General features: G+C 74.7%; 13 protein-coding genes. 9 read left to right on the forward strand and 4 right to left on the reverse strand.

The features are described 5' to 3' along the window. The first annotated feature begins 194 nt into the window (after positions 1-194). From O7598_RS05085 to O7598_RS05115, 7 genes are all read left to right on the forward strand, one after another. Positions 195-2567 (forward strand): sensor histidine kinase, encoded by a 2373-nt coding sequence (locus tag O7598_RS05085; RefSeq protein WP_269694752.1) that lies wholly within the window; start codon positions 195-197, stop codon positions 2565-2567. Next, a complete protein-coding gene (locus O7598_RS05090; protein WP_269690232.1) occupies positions 2567-2989 on the forward strand; it encodes a roadblock/LC7 domain-containing protein in 423 nt (140 codons plus the stop codon). Before O7598_RS05085 ends, O7598_RS05090 begins: the two co-directional genes overlap by 1 nt. Continuing rightward, positions 2979-3368 (forward strand): DUF742 domain-containing protein, encoded by a 390-nt coding sequence (locus O7598_RS05095; protein WP_269690233.1) that lies wholly within the window; start codon positions 2979-2981, stop codon positions 3366-3368. Before O7598_RS05090 ends, O7598_RS05095 begins: the two co-directional genes overlap by 11 nt. Beyond that, positions 3349-3951, forward strand: coding sequence for a GTP-binding protein (locus O7598_RS05100; protein ID WP_181569981.1), 603 nt, complete (start codon positions 3349-3351; stop codon positions 3949-3951). Before O7598_RS05095 ends, O7598_RS05100 begins: the two co-directional genes overlap by 20 nt. A gap of 100 nt (positions 3952-4051) precedes the next feature. Continuing rightward, the gene (locus tag O7598_RS05105; protein ID WP_269690234.1) at positions 4052-5086 is read left to right on the forward strand and encodes a lactonase family protein; all 1035 of its coding nucleotides are present in this window, start codon (positions 4052-4054) and stop codon (positions 5084-5086) included. A 177-nt stretch (positions 5087-5263) separates the two neighbouring features. Continuing rightward, on the forward strand, positions 5264-7021 hold the full coding sequence (locus tag O7598_RS05110) for a substrate-binding domain-containing protein (protein WP_269690235.1): 1758 nt from the start codon (positions 5264-5266) through the stop codon (positions 7019-7021). A gap of 214 nt (positions 7022-7235) precedes the next feature. Then, on the forward strand, positions 7236-8717 hold the full coding sequence (locus O7598_RS05115) for a sugar transferase (protein ID WP_269690236.1): 1482 nt from the start codon (positions 7236-7238) through the stop codon (positions 8715-8717). On the opposite strand, the gene O7598_RS05120 is transcribed toward O7598_RS05115, so the two are convergent. Continuing rightward, positions 8711-9859 (reverse strand): PP2C family protein-serine/threonine phosphatase, encoded by a 1149-nt coding sequence (locus O7598_RS05120; RefSeq protein ID WP_269690237.1) that lies wholly within the window; start codon positions 9857-9859, stop codon positions 8711-8713. The genes O7598_RS05115 and O7598_RS05120 overlap by 7 nt on opposite strands. A gap of 95 nt (positions 9860-9954) precedes the next feature. On the opposite strand from O7598_RS05120, the gene O7598_RS05125 reads away from it, so the two are divergent. Further along, a complete protein-coding gene (locus tag O7598_RS05125) occupies positions 9955-10533 on the forward strand; it encodes a MarR family winged helix-turn-helix transcriptional regulator (RefSeq protein ID WP_269690238.1) in 579 nt (192 codons plus the stop codon). 8 nt (positions 10534-10541) lie between these two features. On the opposite strand, the gene O7598_RS05130 is transcribed toward O7598_RS05125, so the two are convergent. The 3 genes from O7598_RS05130 to O7598_RS05140 form a co-directional block, all read right to left on the reverse strand. Beyond that, positions 10542-11537, reverse strand: coding sequence for a cobalamin B12-binding domain-containing protein (locus O7598_RS05130; RefSeq protein ID WP_269690239.1), 996 nt, complete (start codon positions 11535-11537; stop codon positions 10542-10544). Next, positions 11534-13123 (reverse strand): PP2C family protein-serine/threonine phosphatase, encoded by a 1590-nt coding sequence (locus O7598_RS05135; protein WP_269690240.1) that lies wholly within the window; start codon positions 13121-13123, stop codon positions 11534-11536. The genes O7598_RS05130 and O7598_RS05135 overlap by 4 nt, the downstream gene beginning before the upstream one ends. A gap of 224 nt (positions 13124-13347) precedes the next feature. Beyond that, positions 13348-14607 (reverse strand): ROK family transcriptional regulator, encoded by a 1260-nt coding sequence (locus O7598_RS05140; protein WP_269690241.1) that lies wholly within the window; start codon positions 14605-14607, stop codon positions 13348-13350. Positions 14608-14656: 49 nt separating this feature from the next. Here O7598_RS05140 and xylA point away from each other — a divergent pair, with 49 nt between their 5' ends. Beyond that, positions 14657-15844 (forward strand): xylose isomerase, encoded by a 1188-nt coding sequence (gene xylA, locus O7598_RS05145; RefSeq protein WP_269690242.1) that lies wholly within the window; start codon positions 14657-14659, stop codon positions 15842-15844. The last annotated feature ends 6 nt before the right edge of the window (positions 15845-15850 follow it).

The following is a 15850-nucleotide window of genomic DNA, read 5'->3' on the forward strand; positions in this document are numbered from 1 at the left end:
GGCGGCGCGGCGGGCTCCACCGGCCGTCCGGCATGGTCATCTCGGACGGTAGTGAGGGGCGAGACGGCCGGTAGTGCATCGGCCGGGGATTACGTATCCTGCCCAAGGCGTCCGGGTCGGGGCCCGGCGTCGTGGCCGGTCACCTGACGGCCGCTGCCGGCGCCACCCAGCGAACCTTCCCGGGCGAGGTCTTATTGAACACCCGCGACTGGCCGATCCGCGCCAAGCTGACCGCGCTGGTCATCGGTCCGGTGACCGGGCTGCTGGCATTGTGGATCTTCGCCACCACGCTGACCTTCGGGCCGGCGCTGGATCTGCTCGCCGCCCGTACCCTCCTCTACGACCTGGGCCGGCCGGGCGAGAACGTGGTCGCCGAGCTGCAGCGGGAACGGCGGCTCTCGGTGGTCCAGCTCGCCGGCGACGGCGTCCTGCCGGAGCTGGCCGGGCAACGCGACCGCACCGACCGGGCGGTCGACGAGCTGCGCCGGCGGATCGACGGCGAGGAGTTGCGCGACGCCGCCGACGACCAGCTCGACGCGCGGCTCGACCAGCTCGGCGCGGCGCTCGAGGCGCTGCCCGCGGGGCGGGTCTTCATCGACGACCGGAAGGTGGACCGGGCCGGCGCGGTCGGGCTCTACAGCGGGATGATCGGCTCCGCGTTCCAGGCGTTCTCCGCCATGGCCGCGCTCCCCGACGTCCACCTCAACCGGGAGGCCTCGGCGCTCACCGCGCTGGGCCGCTCCCGCGAGCTGCTCGGTCAGGCCGACGCGCTGCTGGCCGGCGCGCTCACCGCCGGCCGGTACGCCGAGGGCGAGCACGAGCAGCTGGTGCGGACCGTGGAGAACCAGCGGTTCCTGGCCGAGAGCGCGGTCGCCGACCTGCCACCCGACGAGCGGGCCGGCTACCAGCGGCTCACCGAGGGCGCCGGGTTCCTGCGCCTGCGCGCCCTGCAGGACGCGCTGATCCGCGCCGACGAGCTGCCCGCCCGGTTCGACGTCCGGGCCTGGGAGAGCAGCCACGCCGAGGTCTGGCAGGGGCTGCGGGACTTCGAGCTGCGCGGCGCGGACAGTCTGGCCGAACGCTCGGTGCCGATGGCGGTGCGCATCCTGGTCCAGCTCGCCGCCGCGGGGGTGCTCGGCCTGGTCGCGATCGTCGTCTGCGTGCTGGTGGCGCTGCGGGTGGGCCGGTCGCTGGCGCACCGGCTGACCGGCGTGCGGTCGGCCGCGACCGAGATGGCCGAGGAACGGCTGCCCGACGTGGTCGCCCGGCTGCGCCGGGGCGAGGAGGTCGACGTCGCCCGCGAGGCCCCCGAGATGGACCACGGCGGGGACGAGATCGGCCAGGTGGCGAGCGCCTTCAACGAGGTGCGCCGCACCGCCGTACAGGCCGCCGTCGACGAGGTCACCCTGCGCCGCGGCTTCCACGAGGTCATCCTCAACCTCGCCCGGCGCAGCCAGGGGTTGGTCCACCGCCAGTTGGCGCTGCTGGACCGGCTGGAACGGCGCACCGAGGACCCGGACGAGCTGGCCGGGCTGTTCCAGGTCGACCATCTCGCCACCCGGCTCCGCCGGCACGCCGAGGACCTGGTCATCCTGGCCGGCGCCGCGCCCGGGCGGGGTTGGCGCCGGCCGGTCGCCGCGGTGGACGTGATGCGCGGGGCGATCTCCGAGGTCGAGGCGTACCACCGGGTCGACGTGGGTGAGGTGCAGCCGGCCGGCGTGCTCGGCCGGGCCGTCGGTGACGTGATCCACCTGCTCGCCGAGCTGATCGAGAACGCGACGGCCTTCTCCCCGCCCGGCACCCGGGTGGACGTCACCGGCCGCACCGTGCCGGGTGGCTACACCATCGAGATCACCGACCGGGGGTTGGGCATGTCGGCGCCGACGATGGCGGCGGCCAACCGCAAGCTGGCCGCCCCGCCCGAGTTCGACCCGGCCGACAGCGCCCGGCTGGGCCTGTTCGTGGTGGCCCGGCTGGCCGCGCGGCACGGCGTTCGGGTGGAACTCCGGCCGGGTCGGCCGACCGGGACGACGGCCTCCGTGTTCATCCCGTCCGACCTGGTCACCGACGAGCCGGCGGTCGGCCCGGACGCCGCCTCCGCCGGGCCGGAACGCCGGCGGATGGCGAAGGTGAGCCGGCTGACCACGGTGCCGCGCGGCCGGGCGAGCCGGCCGGGCCGGGAACGCCCCGAGTCCACGGTGATCCCGCTGCCGACCACCCGGGCCTCGACCGTGGAACCGCCCGCCGACTCCGACGGCCTGCCCCGCCGGGTGCGGCGGCGTGGCCCGGCGGCGCGCCCGCGCACGGTCGCCGCCGACACGCCGGCCCACCGTCCGCCGGAGGAGGCGCGTCGCGCCATGTCCGCGTTGCAGGCCGGTACCGCGCGCGGGCGCCGGGACGGCGCCCGCACGGGCGGCCCGGCGGTCACCCGGATCCGGGGCGCCGGCCCGGACACGCCCACCGACGTGCCGGGCGACACCGGTACGCCGCCCATCGCGCCGGATCCGACCACGGAGCCCTCCCCGCCGGCGCCGGACCGACGAACCGCGACTGAGAGGGACGCCTAGTGGTGCACACGACGCGGCAGAACGCCGATCTCGACTGGCTGCTCGACGACCTGGTGGAGCGGGTGCCGGCGGCCCGCCGGGCGGTGGTCCTCTCGGCCGACGGGCTCCTGCTCGGCGCCTCGGCCGACCAGGACCGCACCGACGCGGAGCACCTGTGCGCGCTGGCGTCCGGCTTCTCCGGCCTGGCCAAGGGGGCCACTCGGCACCTGGACGGCGGCGCGGTCCGCCAGACGGTGGTGGAGATGGAGTCGGCGTACCTGTTCGTCACCGCTGCCGGGCAGGGCGCCTGCCTGGCCGTGGCGAGCGACGCCGACGCCGACATCGGCCTGGTGGCGTACGAGATGGCGATGCTCGTCATCCGCGTCGGTGAGAACCTGGCCGCGCCGGCCCGAACGCTGGGAGCGCCGACCGATGTGGGCTGAGTCGCCGGGGCCCCAGCACGAGTGGCTGGACGCCGACGCGGGCCCGGTGGTCCGCCCCTACACGCTCACCGGTGGGCGGGTACGCCCGCCGGTCGACGGTTTCGACCTGTTGGCCTTCGTGCTCACCACGTCGGCGGCCGAGTCGGCAGGTGTGCCCGGTCTCCAGCCGGAGCACCGCCGCCTGGTCGAGCTGGCCCGCCGGCCAAAGGCCGTCGCCGACCTCGCCGCCGACCTGGATCTCGCCGTCGGCGTGGTCCGGGTGCTGCTCGGCGACCTCCTCGCCCATGGGTTCGTCGCGGTGCACCGGCCCCCGGCCACCGCGTACCTGCCCGACGACAACATCCTCAAGGCGGTGGTCAGTGGACTCCGTGCGCTTTGACCGGGAGCCGGCCGCGTCACGGGTGCCGCTGGCCCTCAAGATCCTCATCGCGGGTGGTTTCGGCGCCGGCAAGACGACGCTGGTCAGCGCGTTGAGCGAGGTCCGGCCGTTGCAGACCGAGGAGGTGTTGACCGGTGCCGGTCTCGGCACCGACGACGTCTCCGGGGTGGAGCAGAAGTCGACCACCACGGTGGCGATGGACTTCGGCCGGATCACCATCAACGACGACCTCCAGGTCTACCTGTTCGGCACCCCGGGTCAGGACCGGTTCTGGTTCCTCTGGGACGAGTTGGCGTTCGGCGCGCTCGGCGCGGTGGTGCTCGCGGACACCCGTCGGCTGGCCGACTGCTTCCCCTCGATCGACTACTTCGAGCAGCGCGGTGTCCCCTTCGTGGTCGGGGTGAACTGCTTCGAGGGTTCCCGGCGGTTCGGCCTGGAGGCGGTGCGCGACGCGCTGGACCTCGACCCGGACGTCCCGCTGGTGCTCTGCGACGCGCGTGACCGGCAGTCCGGCAAGCTGGTGCTGATCTCGCTGGTGGAGCACGTGGCCCGCCAGCGCGGCGAGCCGGTGCCGGTGGGCTGAGCCGCCCGGTCCCGATTCCTGTCCGGCGTTCGGCGACTGACCGGGCGGTCCGCCGGGAAGCCTGGTTGGATCGCAGCAGGATCGGCGGAAGGTGGGAGCGTTGACCGGGCAGCACGAGGTCGTCCACATCGGCGGCTACACGGCGGAGTCGGACGGGCGGGCGGACGGGATCGTCGCGGCCCGGCGGGACCCGGTGACCGGGGCGTTGACGCCGCTCGGGACCGTGGCGGCGACCCCGTCGCCGTCGTTCCTCGCCCGGCATCCGGCGCTGCCGGTGCTCTACGCCGTCAACGAGCTTCCCGACGGGCTGGTGAGCGCGTTCCGGGTGGGGTCCGGCGGCGACCTCACACCGCTGGGCGTGCGCGCGACCGGTGGGGCCGAGCCGTGCCATCTGGCGGTCGCGCCGGACGGGCGGAACCTGTTCGTGGCGAACTACGGCGGCGGCAGCCTGGCGGTGTTCGGCCTGGACGCCGACGGCGTGCCGGGGGAGCGCACCGACCTGGTCCGGCACGAGGGGCACGGCGCCGATCCCGATCGGCAGGAGCGGGCGCACTGCCACATGGTCTCGCCCGATCCGGCCGGCGGGCCGTTGCTCGCCGTCGACCTGGGCACCGACTCGGTCTACCGCTACGACCTGGAGGCCGCCTCCGGGCGGCTGGTGCCCCGGGCGCCCCGGCTGCGGACGCCGGCCGGCACCGGGCCCCGGCATCTGGCCCGGCACCCGGACGGGCGGCGCTGCTGGCTGGTCGGCGAGCTGGACGGCACCGTCACCGCGTACGACCTGACGCCGGAGGGGCCGCACCAGCGGGCCCGGGTGGACGCCAGCGGCCGGGCCGGGCACGTGCAGCCCTCCGAGGTGGCGGTCGGGCCGGACGGTCGATTCCTCTACGTGGGCAACCGCGGCGTGGGCACGGTGGCGGTCTTCGCGCTGGACGGCGCGGCACCGGAACTGGTGGCCGAGGTGGACACCGGTGGCGGCTGGCCGCGGCACTTCGCGCTGACCGGCGCGCACCTGTACGTCGCCGACGAACGGGCCGACCTGATCAGGGTCTTCCAGGTGGACCGGGCCAGCGGGGTCCCGGAGCCGGTCGGGGAGCCGGTTCCGGTGGCCAGTCCGACCTGCGTTCTGCTGTGACCGGGCGGTGACCCAGCGCGCTGTCCGGAGTGGATGGCGATCATCTGCGTCACTGATGCATAACTCAGCGTATCGATTACGTGATCAACTGTTTCTCCTGCGTAACTTTCGTCCGAACGGTTGTGGCAGTAACCCCACGAGATACGCAAGATGGTCACCGTGTCAGGCCGCCATCGCATGCGTTCCAACCTCCGTGGGGCAGGTGCCGCCGCCGCGGCGACCGCCCTCGTCGCCGTCGTAGCCGGATCCTGGTTCGGTTACCAGCAGCTGGCCGGCCCGAGTTGTTCGGGCCGGATCGAGCTGGCGGTGTCGGCCGCCCCGGAGATCGCCCCCGCGGTCCGCGGCGCCGCCGACGAGTGGGTTGCCAACGGCGCGGCCGTCGGCGGCACCTGCATCGCGGTGAACGTCGTCTCCGCCGAGTCGGTCGACGTGGCCGCCGCCGTGGCGAGCAAGCACGGCGCCACGCTCGCCGGGGTCGGGCAGGCCAGCGGCACCGCGGTCACCCCCGACGTCTGGGTGCCCGACTCGTCGACCTGGCTGGTGCGGCTCAAGGCCGGCGGCGCCAGCGCCTTCGCGCCGGCCAACGGCGCCTCGATCGCGCGCAGCCCGGTGGTGGTCGCGCTGCCCGAGCCGGTGGCCACCCGGATCGGCTGGCCGAACAAGGAACTGCGCTGGTCCGACATGCTCGACCAGGTCACCGCCAGCAAGCCGCTGCGGGCCGGCATCGTCGAGCCGACCCAGGACGCGGCCGGCCTGTCCGGCCTGCTCTCGCTGACCGCGGCGGCCAGCTCCACCGGCGAGGCCGGCTCCCCGAAGGCGCAGGAGGCGATGGTCGGGGCGCTGCGCGCGCTCGCCACCAACCGCTCCTCGCTGCGGCAGGACCTGCTCGCGCGGTTCCCGCGTTCGACCGACCCGACGGCCATCGCCAACGGGTTGGGCGCGGCGGCACTGTCCGAGGAGGACGTGATCGCCTACAACAACACGAAGCCGCCGATCAAGCTGGCCGCGCTCTACCTGGATCCGGCGCCGATCCCGCTGGACTTCCCGTTCGCGGTGCTGCCCGGCATCGAGCCGAGCAAGGCCTCGGCCGCGCGGGTGCTCTTCGAGGCGCTGCGCTCGCCCGACTTCAAGGACCGGCTCGCGGCGCAGGCGCTTCGTGCCCCGGACGGCAACTGGGGCAACGGCTTCCAGGCGCCGACCGGCGCGCCGAGCCCGGCCAACGGCGGTGAGAAGCAGGTCCCGCCGTCCGGTCAGGGCGGCGCGGCCGACCTCGACCCGGTCGCCATCTCGACCGCGACCACCACCTGGTCGGTGGCCACCCAGTCCGGCCGGATGCTCTGCGTCATCGACGTGTCCGGTTCGATGAAGAAGCCGGTCGCCACCGCCAACGGGGCGAGTCGTGAGCAGGTCACCGTCGCGGCGGCGAGCCAGGGCCTGGGGCTCTTCGACGACTCCTGGTCGATCGGCCTGTGGACCTTCTCCACGAACCTCCAGGGCTCGCAGGACTGGAAGGAGCTGGTCGGGATCCGGCCGCTGTCGAGCAACCGGGGCGAGTTGCAGCGCGGCCTGGCCTCGATCCGCCCCTCCAGCGGCAACACCGGGCTCTACGACACCGTGCTCGCGGCGTACAAGAAGGTCCAGCAGGACTGGGAGCCCGGCAAGGTCAACTCGATCGTGCTCTTCACCGACGGCAAGAACGAGGACGACGCCAACGGCATCTCGCAGAAGGGGCTGCTCGCGCAGATCAAGAAGCTCCGGGACGACGAGCAGCCGGTGCAGGTGATCATCATCGGTATCGGCACCGAGGTGAACCGGGCCGAGCTCAAGTCCATCACGGACGCCGCCGGCGGTGGCGCCTTCGTGACCACCGACCCCAGCAAGATCGGTGAGATCTTCCTCCAGGCGATCGCGCTGCGGCCCCCCGCACCGCGCTGACCTGTGAGTCAGCGATAGCCTTCCGCCGTACCGGGAATCCGGTACGGCGGAAGGCTTCCCGGGTCAAGGTACGAGAAGTGAACTGACGGTAATGTGTCCGAATCAATCGGTAACCATAATTGTCCTGGCATGATGTCCGAGTGCCTCGACCGCGGGTCCCGGGGCGGGACCGGGTGGGATCGGGGCGTTCGGTGAGTTGAGTGGGGGAGGGCCGGTGACCTCGGCGACGCTGTTGACTCCTGCCAGGACGTCGCGACCCGGGGGCGAGCGACCCGGTGCGACGACACGAGCCGCGGAACGGGCCTACATCCGGGTGCTGGTGGTGCTCGACACCGCCGTGCTGGCCGTGGCCATCCTGGTCGGCTACCTGACCCGGTTCGGTGACGAGCAGCCCAGCGGCTCCGAGATCCCCTATGTGGTGGTCGCCCCGGTGCTCCTGCTGGTCTGGCTGGTGTCGCTCAAGGCCATGCGCTGTTACGACGACCAGGTGCTCGGCTACGGCGCGGACGAATACCGCCGGGTCAGCGCGGCCAGCCTGCGGCTGGCCGGCGGCATCGCGATCGCCGGCTACATCGCCGACGTCGGGGTCTCCCGGGGCTTCCTGGCCATCTCCTTCGCGGTCGGCACCATCGGGCTGGAGGTGGCGCGGTTCGCCGCCCGCAAGCGGTTGCACCGGGCCCGCGACCGGGGCGCCGGCTGGTCCCGCAAGGTGCTGGTGGTCGGCGACACCGCGCACGTGCTGGAGCTGGTGCACACGCTGCGTCGGGAGCCGTACGCCGGCTACCAGGTGGTCGGCGCCTGCATCCCGGACGCGCTGCTCGCCCCGGTGCCGCAGCGCCTCGGCGACGTGCCGGTGGTCGGGTCGTTCCGGGGCATCCCGGAGGCGGCCACCGCGATCGGCGCGGACACGGTGGCGGTCACCGCCTCCGGTGAGCTGACCGCGACCCGGCTGCGCCGCCTCGGCTGGCAGTTGGAGGGCACCGGGGTCGACCTGGTGGTGGCTCCGGCGCTGACCGACGTGGCCGGCCCGCGCATCCACACCCGGCCGGTCGCCGGCCTGCCGCTGATCCACGTCGAGGCGCCCGAGTTCCGCGGCGCCCGCAAGCTCGTCAAGGGCTTCGTCGACCGGTCGCTCTCGCTGATCGCCCTGCTCCTGCTGTCGCCGTTGCTGGCGGTGCTCGCGCTCGCCATCAAGCTGGACAGCCGCGGCCCGGTGCTGTTCCGGCAGACCCGGGTCGGCCAGGGCGGCGAGGAGTTCGGGGTCTTCAAGTTCCGCACCATGGTGGTCAACGCCGACGCCCTGCTCGCCGAGCTGGCCGCGCGCAACGAGACCGACGGCCTGATGTTCAAGATGCGCGACGACCCCCGGGTGACCCGGACGGGCCGGCTGCTGCGCAGGTGGTCGCTGGACGAACTGCCCCAGCTCGCCAACGTGCTGCTCGGCCAGATGAGCCTGGTGGGTCCGCGCCCGCCGCTGCCCTCCGAGGTGGCCCGCTACGACGGCGACGTGGCCCGCCGACTGCTTGTCAAGCCGGGCATGACCGGTCTCTGGCAGGTCAGCGGCCGGTCCGACCTCAGCTGGGAGGACGGCATCCGGCTGGACCTCTACTACGTGGAGAACTGGTCGCTCGCCGCCGACCTGACCATCCTCTGGAAGACGTTCGGGGCGGTGCTGGGCAGCCGCGGCGCCTACTGAGGCGGGCCGGCCTCCGGCTGCGGGCCCAGCCAGTCCAGGCAGACCACCACCGCGTCGTCCACCAGGTCACCGGCGACGAAGGCTCGCAGGTCGCCGATCAGCGACCGGACCGCGTCCAGCGGCTCCAGCGGGCCGGTCCGACGCAGGAACCGGTCCAGGGCCGACTCGCCGTAGCGGACCCGCTCCGAGGTGGCGTCGATCACCCCGTCGCTGACCACGAAGAGCCGGTCCCCACGGTCCAGCTGGAACCGCTGCTCCCGGTAGTCGGTGCCGTCGAACATGCCGAGCGGGAACTGCTTGTCCAGCGTCTGCTGGGCCGCCTCGCCGGCGCGCAGCCGGATCAGGTGCGGTGAGCCGGCGTCGACCGCGGCCAGCGTCCCGGTGGCCAGGTCCAGCTCCATCAGGAGCACGGAGAGGTGCTGCCCACCCTGGTGCTGTGCGTAGATCGCCTGGTCGGCCAGGGCGGCCTGGTCGGCCAGACCGAGCCCGGCCCGGCGCGCGTTGCGCAGCGCGTAGGTGGCCAGCGAGGTGAGCAGCGCCGCGGCCACCCCCTCGCCGAAGCCGTTCAGCACCGCCAGCCAGAGCCGGTGGCCGTCGTCGGACCAGTCGAAGCTGTCCCCGCGCACCGCGTACGCCGGTTCGAGCTGGCCGGCCAGGCTGAACGACGGGCGGATCCGGCTGCGCCCGGGCAGCAGGTCCCACTGCATCTCGGCGGCCAGGGTGAGCCGCCGGCTGCGCCGGTTGGTCAGGTAGATGTCGGTGGTCGACGTGACGGCGGCCAGCTCGTGCCCGAGGACGGTGGCGATGGTGTCCAGCTCGTGGCGGGCGGACCGGTCGGCCGGCATCGGCGAGACCCGCAGCACGCCGCGTCGCTCGCCCCGCATCCCGACCGGGAACCAGCCGGTGCCGTCGGCGACGATCGGCTCCTGGTGGTCGAAGGCGTGCCAGGCGGGGTGGCCGGGGCCGGTGAGCGCCTCGCCACCGCCCAGCGGCAGCAGCTCGGCGAGCCGGTAGTCGACCTGGTACAGCTCGGTGCGGGTGATCCCGTACGTGCGCCGCAGCTCGGCGGCGAGCCGGTCGACGATGAGATCGGTCGGCGCATCGGTCAGGATCTGACGCGCGCGTGCCTCCGGGTCGCTCATCTTTGCTCCTTTGCACAGGTCGCCGGCCTGGTCCGGGGAGTAGTGTCGGGCCCACCATGACCGAAGAGCCCGGTCCCGTGGGACCTGAAGCGAGTATGTCCGCCGCCCTGGACGAGGCAGCGGGCACCCTGCTCGCCGTCTGGGAGGCGGCCCGGGAGCAGACCACCAGCCGGCTCTCCGGGGCACAGTTGCGCGCGGTCATGGTCGTCGAGCAGCACGACGGGATCAACCTCCGTCGGCTCGCCACGCTGACCGACATGCTTCTCTCGTCCGCCAGCCGGCTCTGCGACCGCCTGGTGGCCGCCGGCATGCTGGAGCGGGAGCCGGGCCGCCACGACCGCCGGGAGATCTCGCTGCACCTCACCCCGGAGGCCGAGCGGCTCCTCGCCGAGCTGCGCGCCGACCGGCGGCGTCGCCTGGCGCGGATCCTGGGCGCGATGAGCCCGGACGGGCGGGCGGCGTTGCTGCGCGGGATGCGCGAGTTCGACGACGTCGGCCGCCGGGGCGCGGCGGCGGTCGCCGGAGGCTGGCCGGTGTTGCAGCCGTCGGGCGAGCGGCTCGGTGACCCCCTGGCCGACCTGGCGGCGCCGTCCCGGCCCCGCGGGCCGGCGCTGACCCGACGACCCGGCGAGCCGATCCCGCCCGACGAACCCCCGGTGATCCGCACCGCCTGACGTCGCGTTCAGCCGGCGGTGACCTCGGCCCGGGCGTTCCGCAGTCGCGCGGCCACCCGGGGATGCTCGGCCAGGGCCCGTTCCAGGGCGGCGAGCACGTCGTCCAGCAGGCGCCGGCCGCCCCGGGCGGTGAGCGCCTCCTCCTGCCACCCGAGGAAGTCCAGCAGCAGCTGGTCGTCGTCCACCCGCGCCGTCGCGATCAGGGCGTCCACCAGGTGCGCGATGCCGGACGCGACGTCCTCGGCGGTCTCCTCCGGCGGGTCCACCGCCGCCAGCGCGAGCCGGACCAGCTCCCGCCGGCGGTGCAGCACCGCCACGTACGCGTCGTCCGCCGGCGGGGGCGGTGGGCCGGTGTGCGTGCCGGCGGGCAGCGGCCCGGCCAGCAGCCGCACCGCGTCCCGGGCGCTGGCCCCCCAGGCCGCCGCGCCGATCGCCGTCGCCCACCGGCCGTCCGGGCCGAAGCCGGGACCGCCGGCCAGCACCGGCACCCCGGCGGCCCGACTGGCCTCCACCATCCGCGCCGCCCGGACCAACCGGTTGGGTTGCACGCAGCTCAGCAGCACCGCGTCGGGGCCGGTCTGGTGCAGGTAGGAGACGAGGTGCCGGGCCGGCACGCTGGCGCCCAGGAACGTCACCCGCCAGCCGGCCGCCCGGACCACCTCGCTGACGATCCGGGCCGCCAACGCGTGCCACTCGCCCTCGACGCAGGCCACCACCACGTGCCCGCGGCGCGGCGCGCCGACGGCCGTGCCCAGCGCGTCGACCACCAGCTCGCTGACGTGGGTGGCGGCGTGTTCCTGGGCGACGCTCCAGGAACCGGTGAGCCAGCGTCGCCCGATCTCCCGCTGGGCCACCGCGACCAGGTCGACCAGCACGTCCGCGACCGAGCAGCCCTCCGTCAGCAGACCCCGGGCCAACGCCACGGCGCCGGCCCGGTCGGCCCGTTCCAGGTGCTCCAGGTACGCGGCCAGGGTCGCCGGCCCGATCGGGCCGCCCGGGCTCACGAGGCCGCCACGGCCAGCATGGCGATGTCGTCGTGCGGCTGCCCGTCGAGCCACTCGTCGACGAGTTGGAGCACCCGGTCGACGAGCGCGGCCGGCGGCAGCCCGGCCCCGGAGGCGAGCGCCTGGCGCAGCCGGTCTTCGCCGAACATGGCCAGCTCGGTGGGGCCGCCCCGGGCCTCGGTCACCCCGTCGGTGTACGCCAGCAGCAGGTCGCCCGGTGCCAGTCGCACCTCCGCCTCGGCGAACTTCGCCGCGGTCAGCGCGCCCACCGGCATGCCGCCCACCCGCACCACGTCGATCCCGCCGCCGGCGCGGATCACCAGGGGCGCGGGATGCCCGCCACCGGCCACCCGGACCAGCAGCCCGCCGTCGGGTTGCCGGTCCAGCGTCCCGAGCAGGAGCGTGGTGAACTGGGCCCGGGCGGCCGCGCCCGGCGCGTCCAGCAGCGCCCGGTTGAGCAGCTCGATCAGCTCCCGGGGACGCTGCTCGACCAGGCGCAGCGTCTGCAACGACTGGCGGACCCGGCCGGTGAGCACCGCCGCGCCCACCCCCTTGCCGCAGACGTCACCGAGCGCGAAGAGGCCGCCGGTCGGGGTGGGGAACAGGTCGTAGAAGTCGCCGCCGATGCGCAGGCTGTCCCCGGCGGCCCGGTAGCCGCCGGCCAGGGTCATCCCGTCCAGGCGCGGCAGCTTCGGCGGGAGCAGGCTGTTCTGCAGGACCCGGGCCAGGTGCGTCTGCTCGCCGTACAGCTCGGCCGCGGCCAGCGCGGCGCCGGCCCGGCCGGCGAACTCCCGGGCCAGCGCGATCTCCCGCTGGTCGAAACCGGCGCGGTCGGGGCGGCGGGCGAGGATCAGTGCGCCGGCCGGCCCGCCGGCGCTGGGCATGGGGCTGATCAGCACGGTGCCCGGCCGGCCGAAGCCCACCGGCAGCACCTCGGCCAGGTCGGCCAGCTCGGCGTCGAGCCAGGGACTGGGCTCGGTGAGATCGCCTTCGAGCGCCTCGACCAGGCCGGGGACCGATTCCGCCGTACGCCAGCCGGCCACGCCGGTGACCGGGGCGGACTCGCCGGCGGCGCACCGGATCCAGTGCGGCTCGTCCTCGGCCGGTGGCGGCGGCCGGTGCACCACCACGGCGACGTCGGCCAGGTAGGGCACCGGCAGGGTCACGGCGGTGCGCAGGGTCTGCTCCCGGTGCAGGGAGAGCCCGAGCCGGCTGCCGGCCCGGGCCAGGAAGGCGGTGCGGGAGCGCTCGGCGAGCAGCGCGTCCGTGCGGGCCTGCTCCTCGGTGACGTCGCGCACGTACCAGGCGCAGCGGCCGCCGGCCAGCTCGCGGCGCAGGCCGCGCAACCGCCGGCCGTGGTGCTCGGTCTCGAACGTGTCGGCGTCGTCGCGGGCCGCCCCGGCCAGCGCGGGCACCCGGCACCCGGCCAGGCTCACACCGGGCGTCAGCTCGGGGAGCAGCTCCGCCGCCATGGCGTTGACCAGGGTCACCACGCCGGCCGGGTCGATCGTCACGACCGCCTCGGCCAGCCCGTCCAGCAGCTCGCGGGCGAGCCGGTCGTCGGCCGGCAGCGCGACCCCGGCCACCCGCCGGGGTCGTTTCCGGGGGACGGGTCCGCCGCCGCTGACCGGCCCGGCGACACCGCCCCGGCGTGCGGCGGTCACCGCCGGTGGCCGGGCGCTTCGGCCGGTCGACCGGTGTGCATGCTGTCGGTGCGCTCCTCGGTCGGCGGACGGGTGGTCGGTGACAGGTTGCCTCCCGGCAAGCGTACCGAGCGGGTCCGACGAATGCCCGTCGAGGACGGCTCCGATCAGGGCGTCCGGGCGAGCCAGCCGACCGGACGGTCGACGATCCGGCGGACCACCGAGGTGGCGCCGCCGACCGCGGCGGACTGGGCCCCGAGCACGGCGGGCCGCACCGTGACCGGGGACCACGCGGCGGTCAGCACCCGGCGGGAGATCTCCGCCACCACCGGCGGGCGCAACCAGGGCGCGAGCGGCGCGTATCCGCCCCCGAGCACCACCGTGTCCAGGTCCAGCAGGTTCACCACGCCGGCCACCGCCACGCCGAGCGCGGTGCCGGCGTCGGCCAGCGCCGCCAGGGTGGCCGGGTCGCCGCCCTCGGCCAGGTCGGCCAGGCGGGTGGCGGCGGTGTCGGCGGGCAGTTCCGCCCCGGGCAGACCGGCGGCGGCCAGGATCGCCTCCTGGCCGGCGTACCGCTCCAGGCAGCCCTGACCGCCGCAGCGGCACGGCCGTCCCTGCGGTTGGACCGGGAAGTGGCCGATCTCTCCGCTCCAGCCGCGGGCGCCCCGGTAGAGGGCCCCGTCGAGCACGATGCCGGCGCCGATGCCGATCTCACCGGTGACGTGCAGGAAGCTGCGGGGCCCGGGCGCCGTGGCGTACAGCTCGCCGAGCGCGGCGAGGTTGGCCTCGTTGTCGACCACCAGCGGCGGCACCCCGTCGACCGGCTCGGCGAGCGGGTGCCCGGCCAGCAACGCCGGCACGTCCACGTCCCGCCAGCCGAGGTTCGGCGCGAGCCGGACCAGGCCGCCGTCGCCCACCAGGCCGGGCACGGCCAGCGCCGCGCCGGCCAGGGTCAGTCCGTCGCGTACGGCGGCGGCGCGGGCCTCGGCGGCGAGCGCGGCCAGCCGGGCGAGCGCGTCGGCCGGGGAGACCGGGCGCAGGTCGGCGCGGCGGACCAGGTGGTGCCGGACCGCACCGGTGAGGTCGACCACGCAGGCCGCCAGGTAGTCGACGTTCACCTCCAGGCCCAGCCCGGCCGGACCGTCGCCGGCGAGCAGCAGGCCACGGGCCGGCCGGCCCGCCCCGGTGCGTGGGGCCGGTTCCGCCTCGACGACCAGCCGCCCGGCGATCAGGTCGTCGACGACCGCGGAGACGGTGGCCCGGGTCAGCCCGGTAGCCGCGGCGAGCTCCGCCCGCGACGGCGGGCGGTCGGCGGCGGCGATCCGCCGGAGCACGACCGCGAGGTTCAACTCGCGCAGGCTGCCCTGCCGGACCGCTCCGGCGGTGCTGGCGCTGGTCACCACTTGACACTGCCACATCCCCGCCATTTAATTCAACCGCTGAACAAATCGCGGACCACACCACCCGGAGGTTCCCATGGCACCCCGTCCCACCCCCGCGGACAAGTTCTCCTTCGGTCTCTGGACCGTGGGCTGGCCGGCCCGCGACCCGTTCGGCGACGCCACCCGGCCCGAGCTGGACGCCGTCGAGGCGGTCCACCGGCTCGCCGAGCTCGGCGCGTACGGGATCACGTTCCACGACGACGACCTGGTCCCGTTCGGCGCGGACGCCGCCACCCGCGACGCCCGGCTGAGCCGCTTCCGCAAGGCCCTCGACGAGACCGGGCTGGTCGTGCCGATGGTCACCACCAACCTCTTCACCCACCCGGTGTTCAAGGACGGCGGCTTCACCAGCAACGACCGCGACGTGCGCCGCTATGCGCTGCGCAAGGTGCTGCGCAACGTCGACCTCGCCGCCGAGATGGGCGCGAAGACGTTCGTCATGTGGGGCGGCCGGGAAGGCGCCGAGTACGACCTGGCCAAGAACGTCGGGGCTGCGCTGGACCGCTATCGCGAGGCCGTCGACCTGCTCTGCCAGTACGTCGTCGACCAGGGCTACGACCTGCGCTTCGCCATCGAGCCGAAGCCGAACGAGCCGCGCGGCGACATCCTGCTGCCCACCGTCGGTCACGCGATCGCGTTCATCTCCACCCTGGCCCGCCCGGAGATGGTCGGGCTCAACCCGGAGGTCGGTCACGAGCAGATGGCCGGGCTGAACTTCGCCCACGGCATCGCCCAGGCGCTCTGGCAGGGCAAGCTGTTCCACATCGACCTCAACGGCCAGCGCGGCATCAAGTACGACCAGGACCTGGTCTTCGGCCACGGCGACCTGCTCAACGCGTTCGCGCTCGTCGACCTGCTGGAGCACGGCGGCCCGAACGGCGGCCAGGCCTACGACGGCCCGCGCCACTTCGACTACAAGCCCTCGCGCACCGAGGACATGGACGGCGTGTGGGCGTCGGCGGCGGCGAACATGAGCACCTATCTGCTGCTCAAGGAGCGGGCCGCGGCGTTCCGCGCCGACCCCGAGGTGGCCGAGGCGCTCGCCGCCAGCCAGGTTGCCGAGCTGTCCACCCCGACGCTGAACCCGGGCGAGAGCTACACCGAGCTGCTCGCCGACCGGACCGCGTTCGAGGAGTTCGACCCGGAGGCCGCCGGGGCGAAGGGCTTCGGCTTCGTCCGGCTCAACCAGCTCGCCGTCGAGCACCTGCTCGGCGCTCGCTGAGGCGGC

This window comes from Micromonospora sp. WMMC241 (assembly GCF_027460165.1).
GTDB lineage: Bacteria > Actinomycetota > Actinomycetes > Mycobacteriales > Micromonosporaceae > Micromonospora > Micromonospora humi.

Excerpts from the sequence above, each read along its gene's own strand:
- O7598_RS05140 (WP_269690241.1), bottom strand. The coding sequence starts at position 14,607 with ATGGCGGGGATGTGGCAGTGTCAAGTGGTGACCAGCGCCAGCACCGCC.
- O7598_RS05110 (WP_269690235.1), top strand. The coding sequence starts at position 5,264 with ATGCGTTCCAACCTCCGTGGGGCAGGTGCCGCCGCCGCGGCGACCGCC.
- O7598_RS05120 (WP_269690237.1), bottom strand. The coding sequence starts at position 9,859 with ATGAGCGACCCGGAGGCACGCGCGCGTCAGATCCTGACCGATGCGCCG.
- O7598_RS05095 (WP_269690233.1), top strand. The coding sequence starts at position 2,979 with ATGTGGGCTGAGTCGCCGGGGCCCCAGCACGAGTGGCTGGACGCCGAC.
- O7598_RS05125 (WP_269690238.1), top strand. The coding sequence starts at position 9,955 with ATGTCCGCCGCCCTGGACGAGGCAGCGGGCACCCTGCTCGCCGTCTGG.
- xylA (WP_269690242.1), top strand. The coding sequence starts at position 14,657 with ATGGCACCCCGTCCCACCCCCGCGGACAAGTTCTCCTTCGGTCTCTGG.